21 protein-coding genes are annotated in these 22,238 nt (G+C 74.1%); 6 read left to right on the top strand and 15 right to left on the bottom strand.

The window, feature by feature from the left end; genetic code table 11:
* Positions 1–5: 5 nt before the first annotated feature.
* Genes AB0J86_RS34400 through AB0J86_RS34370 form a run of 7 tightly spaced genes read right to left on the bottom strand, consistent with a single transcriptional unit; the run spans position 6 to position 8,112 of the window.
* A complete protein-coding gene (locus AB0J86_RS34400; protein WP_363861879.1) occupies positions 6–1,511 on the bottom strand; it encodes a CoA-acylating methylmalonate-semialdehyde dehydrogenase in 1,506 nt (501 codons plus the stop codon).
* Positions 1,508–3,415 (bottom strand): 3D-(3,5/4)-trihydroxycyclohexane-1,2-dione acylhydrolase (decyclizing), encoded by a 1,908-nt coding sequence (gene iolD / locus AB0J86_RS34395; protein WP_363861878.1) that lies wholly within the window; start codon positions 3,413–3,415, stop codon positions 1,508–1,510. Before iolD ends, AB0J86_RS34400 begins: the two co-directional genes overlap by 4 nt.
* Positions 3,412–4,302, bottom strand: a complete 891-nt coding sequence (iolB, locus tag AB0J86_RS34390) for a 5-deoxy-glucuronate isomerase (RefSeq protein ID WP_363861877.1) — start codon at positions 4,300–4,302, stop codon at positions 3,412–3,414. Before iolB ends, iolD begins: the two co-directional genes overlap by 4 nt.
* A gap of 10 nt (positions 4,303–4,312) precedes the next feature.
* A complete protein-coding gene (locus AB0J86_RS34385) occupies positions 4,313–5,221 on the bottom strand; it encodes an aldolase (RefSeq protein WP_363861876.1) in 909 nt (302 codons plus the stop codon).
* Positions 5,211–6,248 carry a 5-dehydro-2-deoxygluconokinase gene (iolC, locus tag AB0J86_RS34380; RefSeq protein ID WP_363861875.1) on the bottom strand — a complete coding sequence of 346 codons (1,038 nt, stop codon included), beginning with the start codon at positions 6,246–6,248 and terminating at the stop codon, positions 5,211–5,213. The genes AB0J86_RS34385 and iolC overlap by 11 nt, the downstream gene beginning before the upstream one ends.
* Positions 6,245–7,111, bottom strand: coding sequence for a TIM barrel protein (locus AB0J86_RS34375; protein ID WP_363861874.1), 867 nt, complete (start codon positions 7,109–7,111; stop codon positions 6,245–6,247). Before AB0J86_RS34375 ends, iolC begins: the two co-directional genes overlap by 4 nt.
* Entirely contained in the window at positions 7,108–8,112 is a 1,005-nt protein-coding gene (locus AB0J86_RS34370; RefSeq protein WP_363861873.1) for a Gfo/Idh/MocA family oxidoreductase, read from the bottom strand. The genes AB0J86_RS34375 and AB0J86_RS34370 overlap by 4 nt, the downstream gene beginning before the upstream one ends.
* Positions 8,113–8,239: 127 nt before the next feature.
* On the opposite strand from AB0J86_RS34370, the gene AB0J86_RS34365 reads away from it, so the two are divergent.
* Positions 8,240–9,007 (top strand): GntR family transcriptional regulator, encoded by a 768-nt coding sequence (locus tag AB0J86_RS34365; protein ID WP_363861872.1) that lies wholly within the window; start codon positions 8,240–8,242, stop codon positions 9,005–9,007.
* 60 nt (positions 9,008–9,067) lie between these two features.
* Here the strand turns inward: AB0J86_RS34365 and AB0J86_RS34360 are convergent, their stop codons facing one another.
* From AB0J86_RS34360 to AB0J86_RS34345, 4 genes are all read right to left on the bottom strand, one after another.
* The gene (locus tag AB0J86_RS34360; protein ID WP_363861871.1) at positions 9,068–9,358 is read right to left on the bottom strand and encodes a hypothetical protein; all 291 of its coding nucleotides are present in this window, start codon (positions 9,356–9,358) and stop codon (positions 9,068–9,070) included.
* 24 nt (positions 9,359–9,382) lie between these two features.
* On the bottom strand, positions 9,383–10,270 hold the full coding sequence (locus AB0J86_RS34355; RefSeq protein ID WP_363861870.1) for a hypothetical protein: 888 nt from the start codon (positions 10,268–10,270) through the stop codon (positions 9,383–9,385).
* 606 nt (positions 10,271–10,876) lie between these two features.
* Positions 10,877–11,002 (bottom strand): hypothetical protein, encoded by a 126-nt coding sequence (locus AB0J86_RS34350; RefSeq protein ID WP_363861869.1) that lies wholly within the window; start codon positions 11,000–11,002, stop codon positions 10,877–10,879.
* Entirely contained in the window at positions 10,999–12,408 is a 1,410-nt protein-coding gene (locus AB0J86_RS34345) for a DedA family protein (protein WP_363861868.1), read from the bottom strand. Before AB0J86_RS34345 ends, AB0J86_RS34350 begins: the two co-directional genes overlap by 4 nt.
* A 112-nt stretch (positions 12,409–12,520) precedes the next feature.
* Between AB0J86_RS34345 and typA the strand changes: the two genes are divergently transcribed.
* Positions 12,521–14,389 carry a translational GTPase TypA gene (typA, locus tag AB0J86_RS34340; protein ID WP_363861867.1) on the top strand — a complete coding sequence of 623 codons (1,869 nt, stop codon included), beginning with the start codon at positions 12,521–12,523 and terminating at the stop codon, positions 14,387–14,389.
* 9 nt (positions 14,390–14,398) lie between these two features.
* Positions 14,399–15,379 carry a serine hydrolase gene (locus AB0J86_RS34335; protein ID WP_363861866.1) on the top strand — a complete coding sequence of 327 codons (981 nt, stop codon included), beginning with the start codon at positions 14,399–14,401 and terminating at the stop codon, positions 15,377–15,379.
* Between the two features lie 67 nt (positions 15,380–15,446).
* Here AB0J86_RS34335 and AB0J86_RS34330 read toward each other — a convergent pair whose 3' ends face one another.
* Complete coding sequence (locus tag AB0J86_RS34330; RefSeq protein WP_363861865.1) at positions 15,447–16,244, bottom strand: tyrosine-protein phosphatase; 798 nt, start codon at positions 16,242–16,244, stop codon at positions 15,447–15,449.
* Between the two features lie 44 nt (positions 16,245–16,288).
* On the opposite strand from AB0J86_RS34330, the gene AB0J86_RS34325 reads away from it, so the two are divergent.
* The 3 genes from AB0J86_RS34325 to AB0J86_RS34315 all read left to right on the top strand — a co-directional run bounded on the left by AB0J86_RS34325 (position 16,289) and on the right by AB0J86_RS34315 (position 18,900).
* Complete coding sequence (locus tag AB0J86_RS34325) at positions 16,289–17,395, top strand: dipeptide epimerase (protein WP_363861864.1); 1,107 nt, start codon at positions 16,289–16,291, stop codon at positions 17,393–17,395.
* A gap of 138 nt (positions 17,396–17,533) precedes the next feature.
* Entirely contained in the window at positions 17,534–18,460 is a 927-nt protein-coding gene (locus AB0J86_RS34320; protein ID WP_363861863.1) for an NlpC/P60 family protein, read from the top strand.
* Between the two features lie 5 nt (positions 18,461–18,465).
* On the top strand, positions 18,466–18,900 hold the full coding sequence (locus tag AB0J86_RS34315) for a GNAT family N-acetyltransferase (protein WP_363861862.1): 435 nt from the start codon (positions 18,466–18,468) through the stop codon (positions 18,898–18,900).
* 65 nt (positions 18,901–18,965) lie between these two features.
* Here the strand turns inward: AB0J86_RS34315 and AB0J86_RS34310 are convergent, their stop codons facing one another.
* The 3 genes from AB0J86_RS34310 to pnuC all read right to left on the bottom strand — a co-directional run bounded on the left by AB0J86_RS34310 (position 18,966) and on the right by pnuC (position 22,154).
* Positions 18,966–19,964, bottom strand: a complete 999-nt coding sequence (locus tag AB0J86_RS34310) for a TerC family protein (RefSeq protein WP_363861861.1) — start codon at positions 19,962–19,964, stop codon at positions 18,966–18,968.
* Positions 19,965–20,310: 346 nt separating this feature from the next.
* Positions 20,311–21,504, bottom strand: coding sequence for an AAA family ATPase (locus AB0J86_RS34305; protein ID WP_363861860.1), 1,194 nt, complete (start codon positions 21,502–21,504; stop codon positions 20,311–20,313).
* Positions 21,501–22,154, bottom strand: a complete 654-nt coding sequence (gene pnuC / locus AB0J86_RS34300; RefSeq protein WP_363861859.1) for a nicotinamide riboside transporter PnuC — start codon at positions 22,152–22,154, stop codon at positions 21,501–21,503. Before pnuC ends, AB0J86_RS34305 begins: the two co-directional genes overlap by 4 nt.
* Positions 22,155–22,238 lie beyond the last annotated feature (84 nt).

Genomic DNA, 22,238 nt, shown 5'->3' with positions numbered 1-22,238 from the left:
CGCGGTTACACGGCGGTGGGGAAGTTTAGATGTATCTGGTGGTCAGCGGGGCGCGCCGGGTGTGGCCAGCGGCTCGTGACCACCTTCGCCCGGGTGTAGAAGGCCACGCCCTCCGGCCCGTGCACATGTGTGTCACCGAACAGCGACGCCTTCCAGCCGCCGAACGAGTAGTAGGCCATCGGCACCGGAATCGGTACGTTCACCCCGATCATGCCCACCGTCACGGCGCGCTGGAAGCGCCGCGCCGCCGCCCCGTCCGAGGTGAAGATCGCCGTGCCGTTGCCGTACGGGTTCGCGTTGACCAGTTCGATCGCCTCGTCCAGCGTTTCGGCGCGGAGCACCACCAGCACCGGACCGAAGATCTCGTCGGTGTAGACCGCCATCTCGGGGGTGACCCGGTCCAGCAGGCACGGACCGACGAAGAAGCCCTCGTCGTGGCCGGCCACCACCGCGTGCCGGCCGTCGACCACGGCGGTCGCGCCGGCCGCCACGCCCCGCTCGACGTACCCGACGATCCGGTCCCGGGCCTCGCGGGTCACCACCGGCCCCATCTCCGCCTCCGGCGCGCGGCCCGGGCCGAGGCGGATCCGCTCGGCGCGTACCCGCAGCCGCTCCACCAGCTCGTCGCCGGCCCCGCCGACCGCCACCACCGCGGAGATCGCCATGCAGCGCTGCCCGGCCGAGCCGTACCCGGCCGCCACGAGCTGGTCCGCCGCGTGGTCCAGGTCCGCGTCGGGGAGCACCACCGCGTGGTTCTTCGCCCCGCCCAGCGCCTGCACCCGCTTGCCGGCCGCCGACGCCCGCTCGTGCACGTACCGGGCCACCGGCGTCGAGCCGACGAACGACACCGCCGCCACGTCCGGATGGTCGAGGATGGCGTCCACCGCGACCCGGTCGCCGTGCACCACGTTGAAGACCCCGCCCGGCAGGCCCGCCTCGGCGTACAGCTCGGCCAGCAGGTTCGCCGCCGACGGATCCCGCTCGCTCGGCTTCAGCAGGAACGCGTTGCCGCAGGCGATGGCGATCGGGTGCATCCAGAGCGGCACCATCGCCGGGAAGTTGAACGGGGTGATCCCGGCGACCACCCCGAGCGGCTGGCGGAACGAGAACGAGTCGATTCCGCCGGAGACCTGGTCGGAGTAGCCGCCCTTGAGCAGGTGCGGGATGCCGCAGGCGAACTCCACCACCTCCAGGCCCCGCTGCACCTCGCCCCGGGCGTCGGCGAGCACCTTGCCGTGCTCGTCGCTGATCACCTCGGCGAGCGCGTCCATCCGCCGGTGCAGCAGGTCCCGGTAGGCGAACATGACCGCGGTACGCCGCGACAGGGACACCTCGCGCCACGAGTCGTACGCCTTCGCGGCCGCGGCGACGGCGAGCGCCACGTCCTGCGGCCCGGCCAGCGCGACCTCCGCCTGCACGGCGCCGGTGGCCGGGTTCCAGACCGGCGCCCGGCGCCCGCCCGTGCCGGCGGTGTACCGCCCCTCGATCCAGTGCTCGACCGTGCGCGTCACGCCGTCTCCCCCTCCGCCGAAGGACGCAGGTACGCCCGCTGCGTCCGCTTGTGCCGCTCGTACTCCCGGCGCGCCGCCACCGTGCTGTCGACGGTGGCCACCTCCGCCACCGGTACGTCCCACCAGGCGCCCGCGTCCGGTCCCGGTACCAGCGGGTCCGTCTCCACGTGCACCACCGTGGTCCGGGCCGCCTCCCGCGCCTTGATCAGGGCGGTGCGCAGCTCGGCCACGCCCCGCACCCGGACCACCTCGGCGCCGAGGCTCTCCGCGTTGGCGGCCAGGTCCACCGGCAGCACGTCGCCGTCGAGCCGGCCGCTGCCCGGGTCGCGGTAGCGGTAGGCGGTGCCGAACCGCTGCCCGCCCAGCGACTCCGACAGCGCGCCGATCGAGGCGAAGCCGTGGTTCTGCACCAGCACCACGATCAGCTTGATTCCCTCCTGTACGGCGGTGACCAGTTCCTGCGCCATCATCAGGTACGACCCGTCGCCGACCAGGACGAAGACCTCCCGGTCCGGCTCGGCCAGCTTCACCCCGAGCCCGCCGGCGATCTCGTAGCCCATACAGGAGTAGCCGTACTCGACGTGGTAGCCGCGCGGGTCGCGGACCCGCCAGAGCCGGTGCAGGTCGCCGGGCATCGACCCGGCCGCGCAGACCACCACGTCCCGGTCGGCCGCCACCGCCTGCACCGCGCCGAGCACCTCGCTCTGCGCGGGCAGCGGCTCGTGCCCGAGCGTGTACGCCCGCTCCACCACCTCGTCCCACTCGTCGGCGAGCCGCCGCGCCCGCTGGCGGTACTCCGGCGCGGTCGACCAGCCGGCCAGCGCCCCGGTCAGCGCCTCCAGCGCGGCCCGCGCGTCGGCGACCAGCGCCACCGCCGACTGCTTCGCGGCGTCGAAGGCGGCCACGTTGACGTTGACGAACCGCACCCCCGGGTCGGCGAAGACGCTGCGGGAGGCGGTGGTGAAGTCGCTGTACCGGGTGCCGACGCCGAGCACCACGTCCGCCTCGCGGGCCAGCTCGTTCGCGGCCGTGGTGCCCGTGGCGCCGACCGCGCCGACGCAGAGCGGGTGGTCGTACGGCAGCGCGCCCTTGCCGGCCTGGGTCACCGCCACCGGCACGCCGGTCGCCTCGGCGAAGGCGCGCAGCGCCGCGGTGGCCTCCGAGTAGACCACCCCGCCGCCGGCGACCAGCAGCGGCCGGCGGGCGGCGCGCAGCACCTCGACGGCCCGGGCCAGCGCCGCGGGCTCGGGCACCGGCCGCGGCACGTGCCAGGTCCGCGCGGCGAACAGCTCCACCGGCCAGTCGTACGCCTCGGCCTGCACGTCCTGCGGCAGCGCCAGGGTGACCGCGCCCGTCTCGGCCGGGTCGGTGAGCACCCGCACCGCGCCGAGCAGGGCGCTGGGCAGCTGCTCGGGCCGGTTGACCCGGTCGAAGAAGCGCGACACCGGCCGGAAGCAGTCGTTGACCGAGATGTCGTGGCCGCGCGGGTCCTCCAGCTCCTGCAACACCGGGCTGGCGACCCGGGTGGCGAAGATGTCGCCGGGCAGCAGCAGCACCGGCAGCCGGTTGATGGTCGCCAGCGCCGCACCGGTGACCATGTTGGTCGCGCCCGGGCCGATGGACGACGTACACGCGAGGGTGGTGAGCCGGTTGCGCATCCGGGCGTAGCCGACGGCGGCGTGCACCATCGACTGCTCGTTGCGGGCCTGCAGGTACCGCAGCCGGCCCGGGGACTCCAGCTCGGCCTGGAGCAGCGCCTGCCCGAGGCCGGCGACGTTGCCGTGGCCGAAGATGCCGAAGCAGCCGTCGAAGAGCCGGTGCCGCACGCCGTCGCGTTCGGTGTGCTGGGCGGCCAGGAACCGTACCAACGCCTGGGCGACGGTGAGCCGGACGGTGTTGCTCATGGAAGCCTCCGGGTCGGGAGCGGGGTCAGCGGGAGTCGCGGGTCGATCGGCTGGTCGGCCCAGGTGTCCCGGACCCAGGCGTGGTCCGGGTCGTCGCTGATCAGCCAGGCCCGCTCGGCGGCGGGGCCGGCCATCACGTTCAGGTAGTAGAGGTCGTGCCCGGGGGCGGCGATGGACGGCCCGTGCCAGCCGTACGGGACCAGCACCGTGTCGCCCGAGCGCACCTCGGCCAGCACGTCGATCGGCCGGTCCGGGTCGCCGCCGTAGACGCGCTGGTAGCCGAGGCCGGGCGTACCGGTCGGCCCGGCGCTCACCTCGAAGTAGTAGATCTCCTCCAGGACGGCCTCGCCGGGGCGCTCCTCGTCGTGCTTGTGCGGCGGGTACGACGACCAGTTGCCGCCCGGGGTGAGCACCTCGCAGGCGATCAGCCGGTCGGTGGCGAACGTCTCCGGGGTGGCGAAGTTGTTCACCTGCCGGCTGCACGAGCCGGCCCCGCGCAGCTCGACCGCGACCGCCTCGGCCGGCCCGTACCGCACGTCGAAGCGTCGCCGGGCCCGCGCCGCCGGCAGCGCGTACCGGCCGCCGGCCGGGCTGTGCAGCTCGGCGCGCACGCCCGGCGGCAGGTAGCCGAAGTCGCTGACGGCCGCGAAGACGTCCGCCCGGCCGGCCAGCTCCAGCGTCCGCCCCTCGCAGCGCAGCACCGCCGAGCCGGCCAGCGGCAGCACGATCACCTCGTCGGGGCCGGTCTCGAAGACCTGGGTCGCGCCGGGGGCCAGGTCGAGCACGCGCAGCCCGGAGTAGGACCAGCCGGCCCCCGCCGGGTCCAGCACCGTCGACCACGGTCCGTCGGCGGTGCTGCCGGCCGGCCGGTACCAGCGCTCCTGCATGCCTCTCCCCTCAGTGTCCGGGCCGCTCGTGCGGCGTCGTCGCGTCGTGCACCAGGCTCACGGCGGTGTCCACCGCGGCGGCCACGTCGTCGTCCGGCGGATAGAGCAGGGCCCGGCCGACCACCAGCCCCCGTACGCCCGGCAGGGCCAGCGCCTTGCCCCAGGCCGCGTACGTCTCCTCCGGCGCGGCCGACGGGTCGCCACCGAGCAGCAGCGTCGGCAGCGTCGTCGCCGCCATCACCTGCTCCATCCCGTCGACCACCGGCAGCTTCAGCCAGGTGTACGCCGAGGTCGGCGCGAGCCCCTGGGCGATCGCGACCGAGCGGACCACGCCCTCGACCGTGAGATCGTTGCGCAGCCGCCCGTCGACCCGGCCGCTCAGGAACGGTTCGATCATCGCCATCAGCCGGTGCCGGGCCAGCTCGCCGATCGCCCGCCCGCAGGACTGCAGCGTGGCGGCCGTGTCCGGGTCGGCCAGGTCGATCCGGCAGAGCATCTTGCCCCCGTCCAGCCCCATCCCGGCGATGGTGGCCGCGTCGTAGGCGGTGAACCGGTCGTCCAGCTCGAAGACCGCGCCGTGCAGCCCGCCGCGGTTCATCGAGCCGATCACCACCTTGTCGTCGAGACAGTCCAGCAGGAGCAGGTCCTCCAGGATGTCCGGGGTGGCGAGCACCCCGTCCACGCCGGGGCGGGCCAGCGCGGTACGCAGCCGGTCGAGCAGGTCGTAGCGGTCGGCCATGGCGCCGGGACGGCCGCGTACCCCGAGCGCGCCGCGCGCCGGGTGGTCGGCCGCGACCAGCATCAGCCGGCCGGAGCCGCCGAGCAGCGGGCGACGCCGGCGCCGGGCCGCCGCGGCGGCGATCGCCTCGGGCTGGTGCGCGCGCAGCTCGCGCAGCCGCTCGTACCGTTCAGTCCGCATGCCCCACCTCCCGCAGCAGCGCCTCGACCTCGGCCGTGGTCGGCATCGCGGTGGAGCACTCCAGCCGGGACGCCACGATCGCACCGGCGGCGTTGGCGAAGCGCAGCACCCGTTCCAGCGGCCAGCCGGCGAGCAGGCCGTGGCAGAGCGCGCCGCCGAAGCCGTCGCCCGCGCCCAGGCCGTTGACCACCCGTACCGGCGTGGGCGGCACCTCGACGGTCTCCGTACGGGTCCGCCCCAGCACCCCCTTCGGGCCCTGTTTCACCACGGCCAGCTCCACGCCCGCGGCGAGCAGGGCGTCGGCCGCGGCGATCGGGTCCCGCTCGCCCACCGCCGTCTCGCACTCGTCGAGGTTGCCGACGGCGACGGTGACGCCGGGCAGGGCCGCCCGTACCGCCGCGCGCGCCTCCTGGCGCGACGGCCAGAACATCGGCCGGTAGTCCAGGTCCAGCACGGTCAGTGGCCGGCGGTCCCGCAGCCGCCACGCCCGGTGGTGCGCGGCCCGGCTGGGCTCGGCGGAGAGCCCGGTGACGGTGGCCCAGAAGACGCCGGCGCCGGCGATGGCCGCGCCGTCCAGCTCCTCGGGGTGGATCTGCAGGTCCGGCGCCTTCGGCCAGCGGTAGAACCAGAGCGGGAAGTCGTCCGGCGGGAAGATCTCGCAGAAGGTGATCGGGGTGGGCAGCTCCGGCACGGCGGCCACGTACCGGTCGTCCACGCCGAGTTCCCTCAGTGCGGCGTGGACGAACCGGCCGAACGGGTCCGCGCCGGTACGGGTGATCACCGCGCTGCGCCGGCCGTGCCGGGCCGCGGCGACCGCCACGTTGGTGGCGCTGCCGCCGAGGAACCTCCCGAAGCTGGTCACCCGGTCCAGGCTCACCCCGGTCTGCAGCGGGTACAGGTCGACCCCGACCCGCCCCATGGTGAGCACGTCGAGCCGTACCGGCGGGTCGCCCTCGGCCGGCGCCGAGGCCGGCACCGGATCCCGGCCGGTGGTGCCCGGGCCGGACCGGCCGCCCGCCCCGGTCACAGCAGCCTCCGCAGGTGGTCGAGGCTGGCCCGCACGTCCGCGACCGGTCCCTCGTCGCGCGGGGCGGCGTCCAGCACGGTGTCCTGCTCCAGCACGTACCAACCGCGGTAGCCGGCCCGCTCCAGGCCGCGCACGATCGCCGCGATCGGCACGTCGCCGCTACCCAGCGGGCGGTACAGCCCTTGGCGTACGGCCGTGCTGTAGCCCAGCCGGCCGACGCGTACCCGCTCGGCCAGGCCCGCGTCCACGTCCTTGAGGTGCACGTGGGCGATCCGCCCCGGGGCGCGGGCGGCGAGGTCCGCCGGGTCGACGCCGCCGATGAGCAGGTGACCGGTGTCCAGGCAGAACGGGATCTCGCTGTCGGCGAGCACCCGCTCCACCTCGCCGGTCCGCTCGACCATCGTGCCGACGTGCGGGTGCAGCGCCGCGGTGAGGCCGTGCCCGGCGGCGATCTCCGCGGCGGCCGCGAGGTTGCCGAGCAGCGCCCGCCAGCCCGGCCCGTCGAGCACGGGCCGCCGGTCGTAGCCGGCCACGCCGCTCTCGGCGGCCAGCACCAGCGTGTCCGCCCCGGCGGCGGCGAAGCGGCGGGCGGTCTCCCGCAGCGCCGGCAGCGGGTCGTGGCCCGGATCGTGCAGTACGGCCGGGACGAAGCCGCCGACCGGCCGCAGCCCGGCCGAGGCGAGCAGCTCGGCCAGCTCGGCGGGGTCCTCGGGCAGGAAGCCGTCCGGGCCGAACTCGGTCGCCGCCAGGCCCAGCTCCGCCATCTCGGCCAGCACCCGGGACGCGGGCAGTTGGTAACCCCAGCCGGGCACCTCGCAGACGCCCCACGAGATCGGCGCACCGGCCACACGCGATCCGCTCATGCGACCCGCACCTCGGCGAGCGCGACCGGGCGGTGCTCGCGCCGCGACAGCTCGCACGCCTCGGCGACGTAGCTCGCCTCCAGCGCGTCGCGGACCGTGCAGGGCGAGGCGATCCGGCCGGCGACCAGGTCCGTGAAGGCGGCCAGCTCGGCCACGTACGCGCCGTGGAACCGCTCCATGAACCGCGGGTACGGCGTACCGCCGGGCCAGCTGACGCCCGGTTCGGCCGAACGCAGCGGCAGCCGGTCGTCGAGCCCGACGGCGATGCTGTCCTTGGCGCCGAGGATCTCCAGCCGCACGTCGTACCCGGCGGCGTTGTAGCGGGTGCCGGAGACCAGGCCGATGGTGTCGTCGTCGAGGGTGAGCAGCGCGGCGCCGGTGTCCACGTCACCGGCGGCGCGGAAGAACTCCTCGCCGCGGTTGGCCCCGACGGCGTAGACCTCGACCACTTCCCGCCCGGTCACCCAGCGGATCGCGTCGAAGTCGTGCACGCTGCAGTCGCGGAACAGGCCGCCGGAGGTGGGAATGTACTCGGCCGGCGGTGGGGCGGGATCGAGCGTGCCGGCGCGCAGCGTGTGCACCCAGCCGAGCCGTCCACTCTGGACCGCCTCGCGGGCCAGCGCGAAGCCCGGGTCGAACCGGCGCTGGAAGCCGATGTGCACGTCGGCCCGCGCGCGCTCCACCCGGTCGAGCACGGCGAGCGTGCCGGCGATGTCGATAGCCACCGGCTTCTCGCAGAAGACCGGCAGGCCCGCGTCGACGGCGGCCAGGATCAGGGCCGGGTGTACCTCGGTGGCGGCGGCGACGACCAGCCCGTCCAGGCCCGCGTCGAAGAGCGCCGCCGGGGTCTCGACCGCCTCGGCGCCCAGTTGGGCGGCCAGCGCGGCGGCCCGTCCGGGGTACGCGTCGGCGAGTACCAGCGACTCCACCTGGTCGAGTCGGCTCAGGGTCTCGGCGTGGAGGGCGCCGATACGACCCACGCCGGCGAGTCCGATACGCACCTGTTCTGCCTCCCGTAAGGGTTCGGCCGCGCGTCCGGTCGGTCGCGGCCGGGTTACCGCTACCCTCCGCCGGGCGTGAAACTTTGTCAAGACATAGTTACATCAGCTCATGCCGTACGATGACGCCGTGGTACTCGCGAGTGAGCGCGCCGAGAAGGTCCCGCTCGACGGGCTGGTGATCGACCGGGACAGTCCCATGCCGCTCTACTTCCAGATCGCCCAGCAGTTGGAGCAGGCGATCTCGGCCGGCACGCTGCCCGCCGGGGCGCGGCTGGACAACGAGATCGAGCTGGCCGAGCAGCTGGCGGTCAGCCGCCCCACCCTGCGCAAGGCGATCGAGACCCTGGTCCGCCAGGGCCTGGTGGTGCGCCGGCGCGGGCTCGGCACGGTGGTGGTGGCCCGGCCGGTACGCCGCCCGCTCGCCCTGACCAGCCTCTACGACGACCTCTCCAGCGCCGGCCGCCGCCCCACCACCGAGGTGCTCGCGCTGCGGCGCGAACCCGCGGACGCCCAGGTCGCGACGATGCTCGGGCTGCCGGAGGGGGACGAGGTGATCACCGTGGAGCGGTTGCGCCGGGCCGACGGGGAGCCGCTGGCGCTGATGCGCAACCACCTGCCCCCCGCGCTGGTCACCGTGGACGCCGACGGGCTCGCCCGGTACGGGCTCTACCAGCTGCTACGCCGCCAGGGCGTGACGTTGCAGCTGGCCAACCAGGAGGTTTCCGCCCGGCCGGCCACCGGGCGGGAGGCGAAGCTGCTCGCGGTGCCGCGCGGCACCACGGTGCTCACCATGCGCCGCACCGCGTACGACTCGGCCGGGCGCGCGGTGGAGTACGGCTCGCACTGCTACATCGCCGAGCGGTACGCCTTCGAGATGACCCTCGTCGCCCGCTGACCCACCCGCGTCCGCGCCGGCGTCCGCGCCCCGGGTGCGGGCGCGGACGCGGACGCGGGGTCAGGCGGGGGTGGGGGCCTGGCCCGTCTGGCCCGGCCGCAGCGGCTCCTGGTCGGGCGGCTCGGCCGGCCGGGGCGTGTGCCGGGCGTACCAGCCGCCGACGAATGTGCAGCCGCCGGTGACGATCAGGCCGACGAGGCCGACCAGCGGAAGCGGCACGTCCGGCTGACCGTCACCGTGATAGAAGAGCTGGTCCAGGCCCCAGACCACGAACGGGGTCAGGATCCCGGCCGAGCCGGCGCCGGCGGCGCTGGCAACCTTGACCTTGGTCTCCACGGGCGCGTACGACATGGTGCATCTCCTTTCCGCCGCGGCTCACTCGGCCAGCCGGGCGGCGAGTTCGTCGGCGACCTGCCGCGCCAGGGTGGGCGGTATCGCCGCGGCGATGGCCGCCGGGGTCAGCACGGCCAGCACCCCGGCGACGATGGCGTTCTCGTCGGTGAAGTCCTTGCCGGAGAGCGCGGCGACCTGGGCCGTCAGGCCCGGGATCGCCTTGAGCGCCTGCTCGATCGCGGTCAGCCGGATGTTCGGGGTGATCTGCTCGACCACGTTGTTGCCGGTAGCGACGTCCTTCAGCGTCACGCTCGTGTCGCCGCGGAAGAGCGCGAACAACCGGGTGTCGATGGCGGTCAACCGCCGGTCCTGCTCGGGGGTCATGTCCTCGTCCTCACTGGCCAGCAGGCCGATCTCGGTCAGGTAGCGCCGGAAGAGCGGTCGCTGGTCGCGGCCGGCCTTGGTGGCGTCCCGGAAGAAGCTGAAGTGGGTGTGCCACAGATGCGACGAGTCGCCGGTCGAGCGCCGGCCCAGCCGGTCCCACCGCCGCACGGTCCGGCCGTCCGCCGAGTAGATGATCTCCCGCAGGTCGCGACTGTCCGCCGTGTTCGCCGCGCACTGCGCGACGCACCAGGCGGAGAAGGTACGCAGGTTGTGCAGCGCCCCACGGCTGCGTACCTCGAACCAGCCGGTGTCCAGCGCCGAGGCGTACAACGTCAACCCCGAACGGTCCCGGGGCGACTCGTCGACGGAGTAGTCGTCCCAGGTCACCCGGTCGGATCCACAGTGGTAGCCGCCCCGGTGCTCGGGGTCGCCGACGATGCCCACCTCCGCGGGCGTCAGGTCGCTCGACGGCGAGCCCGGCGCGATGTCGAGGTACTCCAGCAGCAGGTCGCGCACGGCCAGCAGGTTGTCCGGGGCGGTCGTCATGACCGGGGACCGGGGCGGGTGGCGGGGCGCGGGGACTCGGCGTGGGTGGCGGGGCGCGGCGGGGGGCGCCACCGCGGGTCGGTCAAGACGGGCATGGGTTCTCCTCCTCGTCCGGCGGCGGTGCGGGCCGCGCCGGAGGTGGTGGTCCGGCGGCGGGCGTGGCACGCCGCCGGAGACGGCGCTGCGGCGCCGGGGTACGCCGCGCACGGAGCAGCCGGGACAACCTGGCGTCCGCGACGCGAGCGGGTAAGGGCCGGAAAGATCGCATGGTCAGCCCTCCGGAATTCCGGTCCGGAGCGGGCATCGACGCCCGAAACTCCAGGCACCGGCAGCCGTAGCCGGGCGCTCCCAACCTGCCGCGCCGTGCCGGGCCATAACAGAACGGTAGCCACGGCAGAAGACGTAAGTCCAGGTCAGAGGCGTGCCAACCTGGCCAATACCCGACAGAAACTACGGTGAGTAGCGAGCCGTCGGGGGGTCGTCGTACGCCGCGGGTCCACGCCCGGGCCCGCCGTACGACCTGAGGACTACGGCCCGACGAGTGCTTCGCGCCGACGTGGACGGGCCCCGCCCGGCCATAGCTTCGACGCGCTGGCACCCCACCCGTCAGGAGAGTCGAGCGGATGACCACCACACCCCGGGCGACCACCACGGGAGCGTGAGCAGCAGGACCCCGCCGCAGAGCAGCAGGTCCAGCAGCAGCAACCTGCCCCGGCGCCCGCTGCGCGTCATGCTGCGAGGGTACGCGGCGCCGCGTCGGCGGCCGGATCACCGGCCGGGGCGGCACCGGCCCGGCGCCGGGTGGACCAGGCGACCATGAACACGGCGATCCAGAGCGCGCCGAGCAGCACCGAGCTGACCGCCTCGCTCGCCGAACTCCAGCCCAGGTAGAGCCGCGCGGCGCCGACGAGGAGCACCCCGACGCCGGCCACCGTCCAGCTGGCCACGGCCAGCGGCCACGGCGCCCGCCGGGACAGCAGCCAGGAGAGGGTGCAGAGGCTGGCGGTGACCACCGCGATCTGGCTCGGGAAGAGCATCGCCGGCGCGGCGGCGCGGGCCGGTACCGCCGCGTCGGAGCGGGTCAGTTCGGCGACCGCGACCAGCAGCACCAGCGGTACGAAGGCGCCGACGCTGCCCACGACGGACACCAGGTCGGCCCGCCACGCCCCGCCGCGCCAGCCGAGCACCGCCGCGACCACCGCCACCGCCAGGATCAGGAACGGCCCGCGCAGCACGCTGGTCGCGGTCGTGGCCAGCGCGACCATCCCGTCGGTACGCCGTTCGGCGAGCCAGCCGGCGACCACCGCGTCCACCACCGCCAGGCCGCTGCCGCGTACCACCGCGCCGAGCAGCCAGGCCAGCCCGAGGCCGAGCACGAACAGCAGCGCCACCCCGGCGACGAGGTTGAGCAGTAACGTCCAGCTGGAACCGATGCGCCGGGACACCGCCAGGAACAGGGCGCCGTAGCGGCGGCCCAGCCAGCCCAGGGGCGGCAGCGCGGCCGCGCGGGCCAGCAGGGCCCGTACCGGGTCCGGGTTGCGGCCCAGCCAGCGCCCGACCAACACCAGCACCACGACCGCCAGCAGCAACACCAGCACCGCACCGGTGGCGTCGCCCAGGTGGTCGGAGACGGTCTCGTAGGACTCCCCGGCCAGGTAGCCGGCGCAGACCGAGCCGCCGACCCAGCCGATGACGCCGACCAGGTTCCACGGCGCGAACCGCCGGTACGGCATGCCGGCCGCCCCGGCCAGCCGGGGCACCAGCGTACGGGCGAACGCCACGAACCTCGCCCCGCACACCCCGCGACCGCCGAGCCGGCCGAGCATGGCGTCGGCCCGGCGCCACCGCTGCTCCCCGATCCGCGCGCCCCAGCCGCCGGCCCTCAGCCGGGGCCCGTACTTGCGGCCGCCGCGGAACGCCAGCGCGTCGCCGACCAGCCCGGCGACGATCATGACGGCCACCGCCGGTCCGAGCCGCAGCGTGCCGGCGTAGGCGAGGAACCCGACCAGCAGCAGGGTCGCCTCGCCCGGCAGCAGCAGGCCGACGAGCAGCCCGGTCTCCGCCGCGACCAGCACCGCCGCGACCAGGTAGACCAGCGGCACCGGCAGCTGCTCCAGCACCGTCAGCAACACGTGCACCTGGACCCCCGAGACACCATTGCCAGCATGTCACCCGGCCGGATCGGGTCGATGAGGAGATCCTGCCCACCCCGACGGGCACCCGGGGGCCCGCATTCGGGAGGATGGAGTCATGCAGACCCGCGCCGACCTCCGCAACGTCGCCATCATCGCCCACGTCGACCACGGCAAGACGACCCTGGTCGACGCCATGTTGCGACAGGCTGGCGCGTTCAGCGCCCGCGCCGAGATGGCCGACCGGGTGATGGACTCGATGGACCTGGAACGGGAAAAGGGCATCACCATCCTCGCCAAGAACACCGGCGTGCGGTACGTGCCCGCCGACGGTTCCGACCCGGTCACCATCAACATCATCGACACCCCCGGCCACGCCGACTTCGGCGGCGAGGTGGAGCGCGGCCTGACCATGGTCGACGGGGTGGTCCTGCTGGTGGACGCGAGCGAGGGCCCACTGCCGCAGACGCGCTTCGTGCTCCGCAAGGCGCTGGCGGCCCGGATGCCGATCATCCTGGTGATCAACAAGGTGGACCGTCCGGACGCCCGGATCAAGGAGGTCGTGGACGACACCTACGAGCTCTTCCTCGACCTCGACGCCGACGAGACGCAGATCGACTTCCCGATCATCTACGCCTGCGCCCGCGACGGCATCGCCTCGCTGACCCAGCCGGCCAACGGCACCGTACCGGAGGACAGCACCTCCCTGGAGCCGCTGTTCCGTACCCTGCTGGAGACCATCCCGCCGCCCGCCTACGACGAGGACGCCCCGCTGCAGGCGCACGTCACCAACCTGGACGCCTCCCCGTTCCTCGGCCGGCTGGCCCTGTGCCGGGTCCGGCAGGGCACCATCCGCAAGGGCGAGACCGTCGCCTGGTGCCGCACCGACGGCACCACGGAGCGGGTCCGCATCTCCGAGCTGCTGATGACCGAGGGGCTGGAGCGCAAGCCCGCCCAGCAGGCCGGCCCCGGCGACATCATCGCCGTCGCCGGCATCCCCAACATCATGATCGGCGAGACGCTCGCCGACGTCGAGGACCCGCGCCCGCTGCCGCTGATCACCGTCGACGAGCCGGCGATCTCCATGACCATCGGTACCAACACCTCGCCGCTGGTCGGCCGGGTCAAGGGCGCCAAGGTCACCGCCCGGATGGTCAAGGACCGCCTCGACAAGGAGCTGGTCGGCAACGTCTCGCTGCGGGTACTGCCGACCGACCGGCCGGACGCCTGGGAGGTGCAGGGCCGCGGCGAGCTGGCCCTGGCGATCCTGGTCGAGCAGATGCGCCGCGAGTCCTACGAGCTGACCGTCGGCAAGCCGCAGGTGGTGACCCGGGAGATCGACGGCAAGGTGTGCGAGCCCGTCGAGCGGCTCACCATCGACGCACCCGAGGAGTACCTCGGGGCGATCACCCAGTTGCTGGCCACCCGCAAGGGCCGGATGGAGCACCTGGTCAACCACGGCACCGGCTGGATCCGGATGGAGTGGCTCGTCCCGGCCCGCGGCCTGATCGGCTTCCGGACCGAGTTCCTCACCGACACCCGCGGCACCGGCATCCTGCACCACGTCTTCGAGTCCTACGAGCCGTGGTTCGGCGAGCTGCGTACCCGCAACAACGGCTCCCTGGTCGCCGACCGCGCCGGCGTGGTGACCCCGTTCGCCATGATGAACCTCCAGGAGCGCGGCACCCTCTTCGTCGAGCCCGGCGCCGAGGTCTACGAGGGCATGCTGGTCGGCGAGAACTCCCGCTCCGACGACATGGACGTCAACATCACCAAGGAGAAGAAGCTCACCAACATGCGCTCCTCCACCTCCGAGGAGACCGAGAAGCTCATCCCGCCGCGCAAGCTCTCCCTGGAGCAGGCGCTGGAGTTCTGCCGCGAGGACGAGTGCGTCGAGGTGACGCCGAACGCCATCCGGCTGCGCAAGGTCATCCTCGACCAGGCCTCCCGGGCCCGCGCCGCGGCGCGGCGCAAGCACGCCGGCTAAGGTCTGCGGATGACCTGGGAGGGGCTCGACGCCGAACTCGCCGCGGTACCCGGCACGATCTCGGTCTACGCCGGCCGACTCGACCGGGCCCCGGCCTACCGCCGGCTACCCGACGCCACCCACTACGCGGCCAGCACCATGAAGGTGGCGGTGCTGGCCGCGCTCTACCGGGCCGCCGAGGCCGGCACCCTCGACCTCGACGCGCCCGTACCGGTCCGCAACGACTTCGCCTCCGCCCAGCACGGCGTACCGAGATTCCACTGCGCCCAGAACTACGACAACGACGACGCCGTCTGGGAGCGGGTCGGCGGCAAGGCGTCCCTGCGCTGGCTCGCCGAACGGATGATCGTCCGGTCCAGCAACCTCGCCACCAACGTGGTGCTCGCCCACGTCGGGCTTCCCGCCGTCGCCCGCGTCTGGGCGCTGGCCGGCGCCCGGCACAGCGTCACCGGCCGCGGCATCGAGGACTTCGCGGCCCGCGACGCCGGCATCGACAACCTCGTCACCGCCGCCGACCTGGCCGCCCTGCTCGGCGCGATCGCCCGCGACGCCGCACCGGCAACGACCCCGGCCACCGCCGCGCCGCACCCCGGAGCCGCACGCCCCGGAGCCGCACCGCACTCGGGAGCCGCGCCGCACCCCGGGGCTGCGCTGTCGCCCGCCGGCGCGGCCATCGCGGCGCCCGAGACCTGCCGGGCGATGCTCGACGTGCTCTTCGCCCAGGAACACCGCGAGGACCTCGCCGCCGGTCTCCCACCGGGCACCCGGATCGCCCACAAGAACGGCTGGGTACGCGGCGTGCGCCACGGCGCTGGCGTGGTCTTCCCCGACGACGCGCCCCCGTACGCGGTGGTCGTCTGCACCAGCACCGACCTGGCCGACGGCGGCGCGACCGGCGACGACCCGGACGACGCCTGCAAGCTCATCGCCCGCGTCTCGGCGGCCATCTGGGCCGACCGCCACGCGCTCACCCCCACCGGCACGCGCTGACCCCTGGGGCCGGCGACCACCGCTCCCCCGGCGGGCCCCGGTCGGTTCCCCGGCGCCCCGGGCCCGCTCAGCGCAGCAGGTTCGCCCGCAGCCCCGCCAGCACCTGCTCGTCCAGGCCCAGCCCGTCGCGCAGGTACCGGTCGAACGAGCCGTACGCCCGGGCCACCTCGTCGTACGCCGCGTCCAGGTACTCCGGGCGGACCTGCAACACCGGCCGCACCGCCTCGACGTCGACGCCCGGGCGGCGGGCCACCATCGCCCGCAGGATCACCTCCTGGAGGCTCTCGGTCAACTCGTTGCTACACAGGTAGTCGGCCCGGATCGCCGCCTCGTCCACCCCGAGCGCGGTCAGCAGGACCACGCTCAACCAGCCCGTACGGTCCTTGCCGGCGCTGCAGTGAAACAGCATCGGCAGGTTCTCCGGCCGCGCCGCCAGGCGCACCGCGGCGGCGAAGCCCGCCCGCGCCGGCGCGCCCGTGACGAACCACCGGTAGATCGCCGCCATCGCCGCCGGGCTCCCCTGCTCGGCCAGGGCCGGGAACGCCCCCGGATCGTGCCCGAGCAGCACCGCCGAGACGTACGTGAAGACCGGATGCGCCGGGTCGTACACGGGCAGGTGCACCCGCCGGGGCGTACCCGCCAGCCGGTCCGGCGGTGCGGCGTCGACCTCCGAGGCGTGCCGCAGGTCCACCACGCACGCCAGCCCGTACCGCTCCAGCAGCGGCAGGTCCTCGTCGGTGAGCCGGCCGAGGGCCCCGCTGCGCAGCAGCACGCCCGCGCGTACCCGGCGCCCGCCGGCACCGACCAGACCACCCAGGTCGCGCCCGTTCGGCGCCCCCACCAGCCCCCAGTTCCGCTGCGACATCCGGCCCTCCCGGGTAACGGTCGACTGCCGATAGGGTGCCTCACATGCCGATCGCCGCCGTACGCACCCACACCGTATCCGCGCCGCTGCACACCCCGTTCGTCACCGCGCTGCGGCGTACCACCACCGTGGAGACGCTCATCGTGGAGGTAGTGGACGGCGACGGCCGCTCCGGTTTCGGCGAGGCGCCCCAGGTCTGGCAGGTCACCGGCGCCTCGGTCGCCGGGGCGCGCGCCTGCGTGACCGAGATGCTGGCCCCGCTGCTGGTCGGGCGGGACCCGGACGACCTGGTGGCCCGCTGCGCCCAGGTACGGGCGGCGGTCGCCGGCAACGAGGCCGCCAAGGCGGCGGTGGACGTGGCCCTGCACGACCTGGCCGCCCGGCGGCTCGGCGTCCCCCTGGTGCGCCTGCTCGGCGGCACCGCGACCCGGGTGCCCACCGACGTGACCCTCTCCGCCGGTGACGCCGTCGACCTGGCCACGATCGCGAAGCAGCGCGTCGCCGACGGCTTCGACGTGCTGAAACTCAAGGTCGGTACGGACGCGGCCGGCGACGTGGCGCGGGTCCGGGCGGTCCGGGCCGCCGTCGGCGCGCAGATACGCATCCGGCTCGACGCCAACCAGGGCTGGACCCCGCGCGAGGCGGTCCGGGTGATCCGCGGCATCGAGGACGCCGGCCTGGACGTGGAGTTGGTCGAGCAGCCGGTGCCCCGGTGGGACCTGGACGGCCTCGCCTGGGTCAGCGACCGGGTGGACGTGCCGGTCCTCGCCGACGAGGCGGTCTTCGGGGTGCGCGACCTGGTCGAGGTGATCCGCCGCCGGGCGGCCGACATGGTCAACGTCAAGCTGGCCAAGTGCGGCGGCATCGGCCCGGCCCGTACCCTGCTGGAGCTGGCCGCCGCGCACGAGATGCGCACGCTCGTCGGGTCGATGATGGAGAGCCAGGTCGGCGTGGGGGCGGCCGCGAGCCTGGTCGCCGCGTACGGCACCAGCGCCGTGGCCGACCTCGACGCCGCCTGGTGGCTGGCCTGGACGCCGGTGCGCGGCGGCATCGGGTACGACAACGGCACCGTCGTGCTCCCGGACCGGCCGGGACTGGGCATCGCCGGCCTGGTTGAAACTGACAGTCGATCAACCGTTGCTTCTCGGTAATTACTTTCATATGGTTCGGCGATAGGCCACGCCGCCCGGCGGAAATCCTCGCGGGACATCGGAGCACCCGCACCACCGGGAACCGGCGGCACCGGCGCCCGACGGCACCGGCCACGGCCGCGGAAGGGTGGGACCGACGTGAGGCTGCAGGCGGGTCAGGAGGCGGAGGTCCGGGTCGCCGTGGCGACCCTCTGGGCCGGCCCCGACAAGGTACGCCCGATCGACGCGCCGGCGCTGGCGCCGGACACCGACATCCCGGCGTGGATCTCGGCCATGGACGCCGAGCAGCAGGTCGGCGACTGCGTGCTCAGCCAACTACTGCTCGGCGAACGGGTCCTCGTCGAGGAGATCCGACCGGACGGCTGGGCCCGGCTCGTCGCCGTCGAACAGCCCGCGCCGAGCCTCGACCCGCGCGGCTACCCCGGCTGGCTCCCCGTCGAACAGCTCGCCCCGCTCCCCGACCCGGACCCGGCGCCGCCGGCCGACCCGCTCGTCGTGGACGCCACCACCACCGCACTGCACGCCACGCCGGACGGGCCGGTCGTCGTCGCCGGGGTCGTCATCGGCACCCGGCTCACCCCGGCCGGACCGGGCCGGCGCGGCTGGCGCCCCGTCCGGGTGCCCGGCCACGACCGCCCGCTCTGGGCCCGCGACAACCACCTGGTACCGGTACCGGACCGGCCGCCGAACGCGACCGAGGTGCTCGCGGTCGCCGCCCGGCTGCGGGACGTCGTCTACATCTGGGGCGGCGTCTCGGCGTACGGGATCGACTGCTCCGGCCTCGTGCACCTGGCCTGGCGGCGGTTCGGCGTACGGCTGCCCCGCGACGCCGGCGACCAGGCCGAGGCGACCACCCCCCTGCCGCTCGGTACCGAGCAGCCCGGCGACCTCTACTTCTTCGCCCGCCCCGGCCGCCCCATCCACCACATCGGCATCGTCACGGCGGCGGCCCGGCCCGGCGACGACCGGCGGATGCTGCACGCCTGCTACACCAACCGCCGGGTGCTGGAGGAGCCGCTGCCCGCCGAGCGGGCGGCCACCCTCGTCGGTGCCCACCGCGTCTGAGCCCCGTGGACACCGACCCCGGGTCGGAGGCCCGCACCCGGTACGAGATCCGCCCCGGCGTACCGACCGTCGAGACCTATCGCCACCTGCGCGCCAGCACGGGCCTGGGCGCCAAGCCCGTCGAGGCGGCGGCGGCCGGACTGCCGAACACCTGGTACGGCGTCACGGTCGAGCACGACGGCGAGACCGTCGGGATGGGTCGCGTCGTCGGCGACGGGGGCTGCTTCTTCCAGGTCGTCGACATCTGCGTCCTCCCCGAGCACCAGGGACGGGGCCTCGGCAAGCGGATCATGACCGCACTCACCACCGAGTTGGAACGGCGCGCCCCGGCCGGCGCGTACGTCTCGCTCATCGCCGACGGCGACGCCCGCCACCTCTACGCCAAATTCGGCTTCACCGAGACCGCGCCCGCCTCGGTGGGGATGCACCGTCTCGTCTGAGGCCCGACGGACGCCGGTACGGGGCGTCCCCTCGCGAGGGGACGCCCCGTACCGGCGACACCGCGCTAGACCGGGGTGACCTCCTTGGCCGTCCGCCGGTCCCGGGCCGACTTGATCAGGCTGGCCACGGTCGCCACGCCGAGCGAGCCCAGGATGAAGGTGAGCGAGAGCCAGATCGGCACGTGCGGTGCCCAGGAGACGTGCTCGCCGCCGTTGACGAACGGCAGGTTGTTGTCGGCCAGCGCCTCCAGCACCAGCTTGACGCCGATGAAGCCGAGCACCACGGCGAGGCCGATGTTGAGGTAGATCAACCGGTCGAGCAGCCCGCCGAGCAGGAAGTAGAGCTGCCGGAGCCCCATCAGCGCGAAGACGTTCGCGGTGAAGACCAGGTACGGCTCCTGGGTGATACCGAAGATCGCCGGGATCGAGTCGAGCGCGAAGATCAGGTCGGTGGTACCGATGGCGATCATCACGATCAGCATCGGGGTGACCAGACGGCGCCCGTTCTCCCGCGTGGTGAGCCGGGTGCCGTCGAAGTTGGGCGAGACCGGCAGTGCCCGGCGGCTCCAGCGGATGAGCGCGTTCTCCTTGAAGTCGCCCTCGTCCGGCTCGCCCTGCCGCAGGAAGTTGATCGCGGTGTAGACCAGGAACGCGCCAAAGATGTAGAAGACCCAGGAGAACTGCGAGATCAGCGCGGCACCGGCGGCGATGAACCCGCCGCGCATGACCAGCGCCAGCACGATGCCGATGAGCAGCACCTTCTGCTGGTACTGCCGCGGCACGGCGAACCGGCCCATGATGATCACGAAGACGAAGAGGTTGTCCACCGAGAGGCTGTACTCGGTGAGCCAGCCGGTGTAGAACTCACCGGCCAGGGTGCCCCCGAAGCCGAGCCAGATTCCGGCCCCGAAGACCAGGGCCAGGGCCACGTAGAAGGCCACCCAGAGGCTGGATTCACGGATGCTCGGCTCGTGCGGACGCCGACCGATGATCAGCAGATCGACGAGCAACACACCCGTCAGTGCGACGAGAGTTACGGCCCATACCCAGGCAGACACGTCCAACTCAATTCCTCCGGCAGGCATGCGGCGCCGCTTAACCGGCACCCGCGGTGCGTGGCCGGACAGGGGCGCTGACAGTTGACTGTCGGAGGTCTCTCCCGCCATCGAGCAGCGGTTGCACCCGCTGCCGACCGACGACCGACGATGCCGGGCTCGGGCCGGTTATGACCGACCGTCGACCGTGTTGACGACATCATCGCGAGGGAATACTCCCCTCCTTGGCCGCCATTGTTGCGTATCGCGCGGCCAACCGGCACCCCGGAGTCCGGGATCTCACCTTCCCGTCACACCGCCTAGGCATCCTAGGAGGCTAGTTGTTAGGGGTTGACCTGGGGTGGAACGCGACGGCCTAGCGGCGAGGGGTGATCGGTTCGGCGAACGACCAGCCGGCGGCCAACAGCGTGTCGCACGCCGCCACCGCCGCGGCGAGGCGCCGGGGATGCGGACCGCGCAGCTCGACCACCGGTACGCCGGTCGCGGCGAGCACCTCCCGGAACCGGGCCGTCATCCACCCGCGCAGGTGTTCCCCGTCCCGCAGCCCGTCGTCGTCGAACGGCACGCCCGCGTGGTCGGTGAGCAGGTACAGGTCCGGCTTCCCGGCCGCGGCCAACACCTCCGGCGAGGCGGAGCCGAGGTACCGCTCCTCCCAGACCGCGGTCGCCCGCGTGTCGGTGTCGCAGACCAGCAGCGGCCCGCCCAGCCGCGCCGCGGCCTCCTCAGCGGCCCGCTGGCCCCGTACCACCTCGCGGAAGTCGGCCCGATCCCAGCGCACGTCGAAGACGGTCGCGTCCGGTCGGCGTACCCGCAGCTCGGCGAGCTTGCGGGCGGTCAGCTCCCGGCCGTACTCGGGCACCCACCGGGTCCGGTAGTGCGCCGCCAGCGCCCGCGCCATCGTGGTGGTGCCGCTCGACTCGGCCCCGACCACCACGACCCGGCGGGCCAGGAAGGCCCGCACGGGCGGGCTCAGCCAGCGCCAGTTGCCCGCCGGATCCGCCCGTACCGCCGTGCCCGAGACCGGCACGGCCGCGCGCCCCGGGTCCACGCAGACCGGTACGGCCGAGAACCGGCGGGCCAGCTCCGCGCCGTACGCCTCGGACGAGAAGACCGCGTCGACCCGGTCCGTACCGGCCGCGCGCCGGAACACCTCGCAGTGCGCGTCCCAGATCGCCGGGTCGGCGTAGTCCACCGGGTGGTCGTCGTACGCGCCGACGAAGCGGACGTGCGGGTCGCCCGCGTGTACCTCGCGCAGCCAGGCCAGCCGCGACTCCAGCGGGATCGACTCGCGCCGCGACGGGGCGACCACCACGGTCACCTCCGCGCAGCGCCGCGCCGCCGCCTCGACCAGCGCGTGGTGACCCGCGTGCGGCGGATAGAACTTGCCGACGATCAGCCCGTGTCCGAACCGGACCTCGCCGGTACCGTCGCGGTCGCCCGGACCCGCGATCGTCCCCGGACCATCCGCGACCGCGCCGCCCGCCGCCGGCCCCTGGGGATGCGGGCCCCCGCCGGTCGGGCCGGGGTCGGCGGCGGCCGCGCCGGTCACGCGGCCACCGGTCCGGGGCCGGCCTCCACCGGTCGGACCGGCGCGCCGCGCCGCAGGTCGGCGCGCCAGGCCCGCAGCCCGACCACGCAGAGGGCCAGGAAGACCAGGTAGAGCCCGGCGGTGAGGAGCAGTCCCTTGTAGGCGTAGAGCGGGATGTAGATCACGTCGGCGGCGATCCAGACCCACCAGCTCTCCACCAGCTTGCGCGACTGCCCGTACGTGGCCACCAGGGACAGCGCCGTGGTGACCGCGTCCGCGAGCGGCACGGTCGAGTCGGTGAACCGGTCGAGGAACTGCCAGAGCGCGACGGTGAGGACGAGCCCGGCCGCCGCCAGGGCCCACCACTCGGCCCGACCGGTGGCCCGGACCGAGAGCCGGCCGCGGTCCTCGCCGCCGAAGAGCCAGAGCCACCAGCCGTAGAGCCCGAGCACCACGTAGACCACCTGCAGCCCGGCGTCGGCGTAGAGGCCGGAGGTCCAGAAGAGCAGCATCAGCAGCAGGACGTTGGCGATGCCCACCGGCCAGTTCCAGACCCGCTGCCGGGCCACCAGCCACACGTTGACCACCCCGGTCGCGAAGCCGAGCAGCTCCGCCCAGGTGGTGGGCGTGCCGTGCAGCGCGAACGCGGCGCTGTTCAGCCAGTCCAGCATTCTGCCGCCTCTCCCCGGTACCCGAATGATCATCGTAGGTCCGGCGTGGGCTCCGGGTCTGCCCCCGTACGGTGGTACCGGGCG

This window comes from Micromonospora sp. NPDC049559, assembly GCF_040676675.1.
Taxonomy (GTDB): Bacteria; Actinomycetota; Actinomycetes; order Mycobacteriales; family Micromonosporaceae; genus JBFAPK01.
Note: the sequence above shows the minus strand (reverse complement) of the source record. Positions and strands in the feature narration are given on the sequence as shown.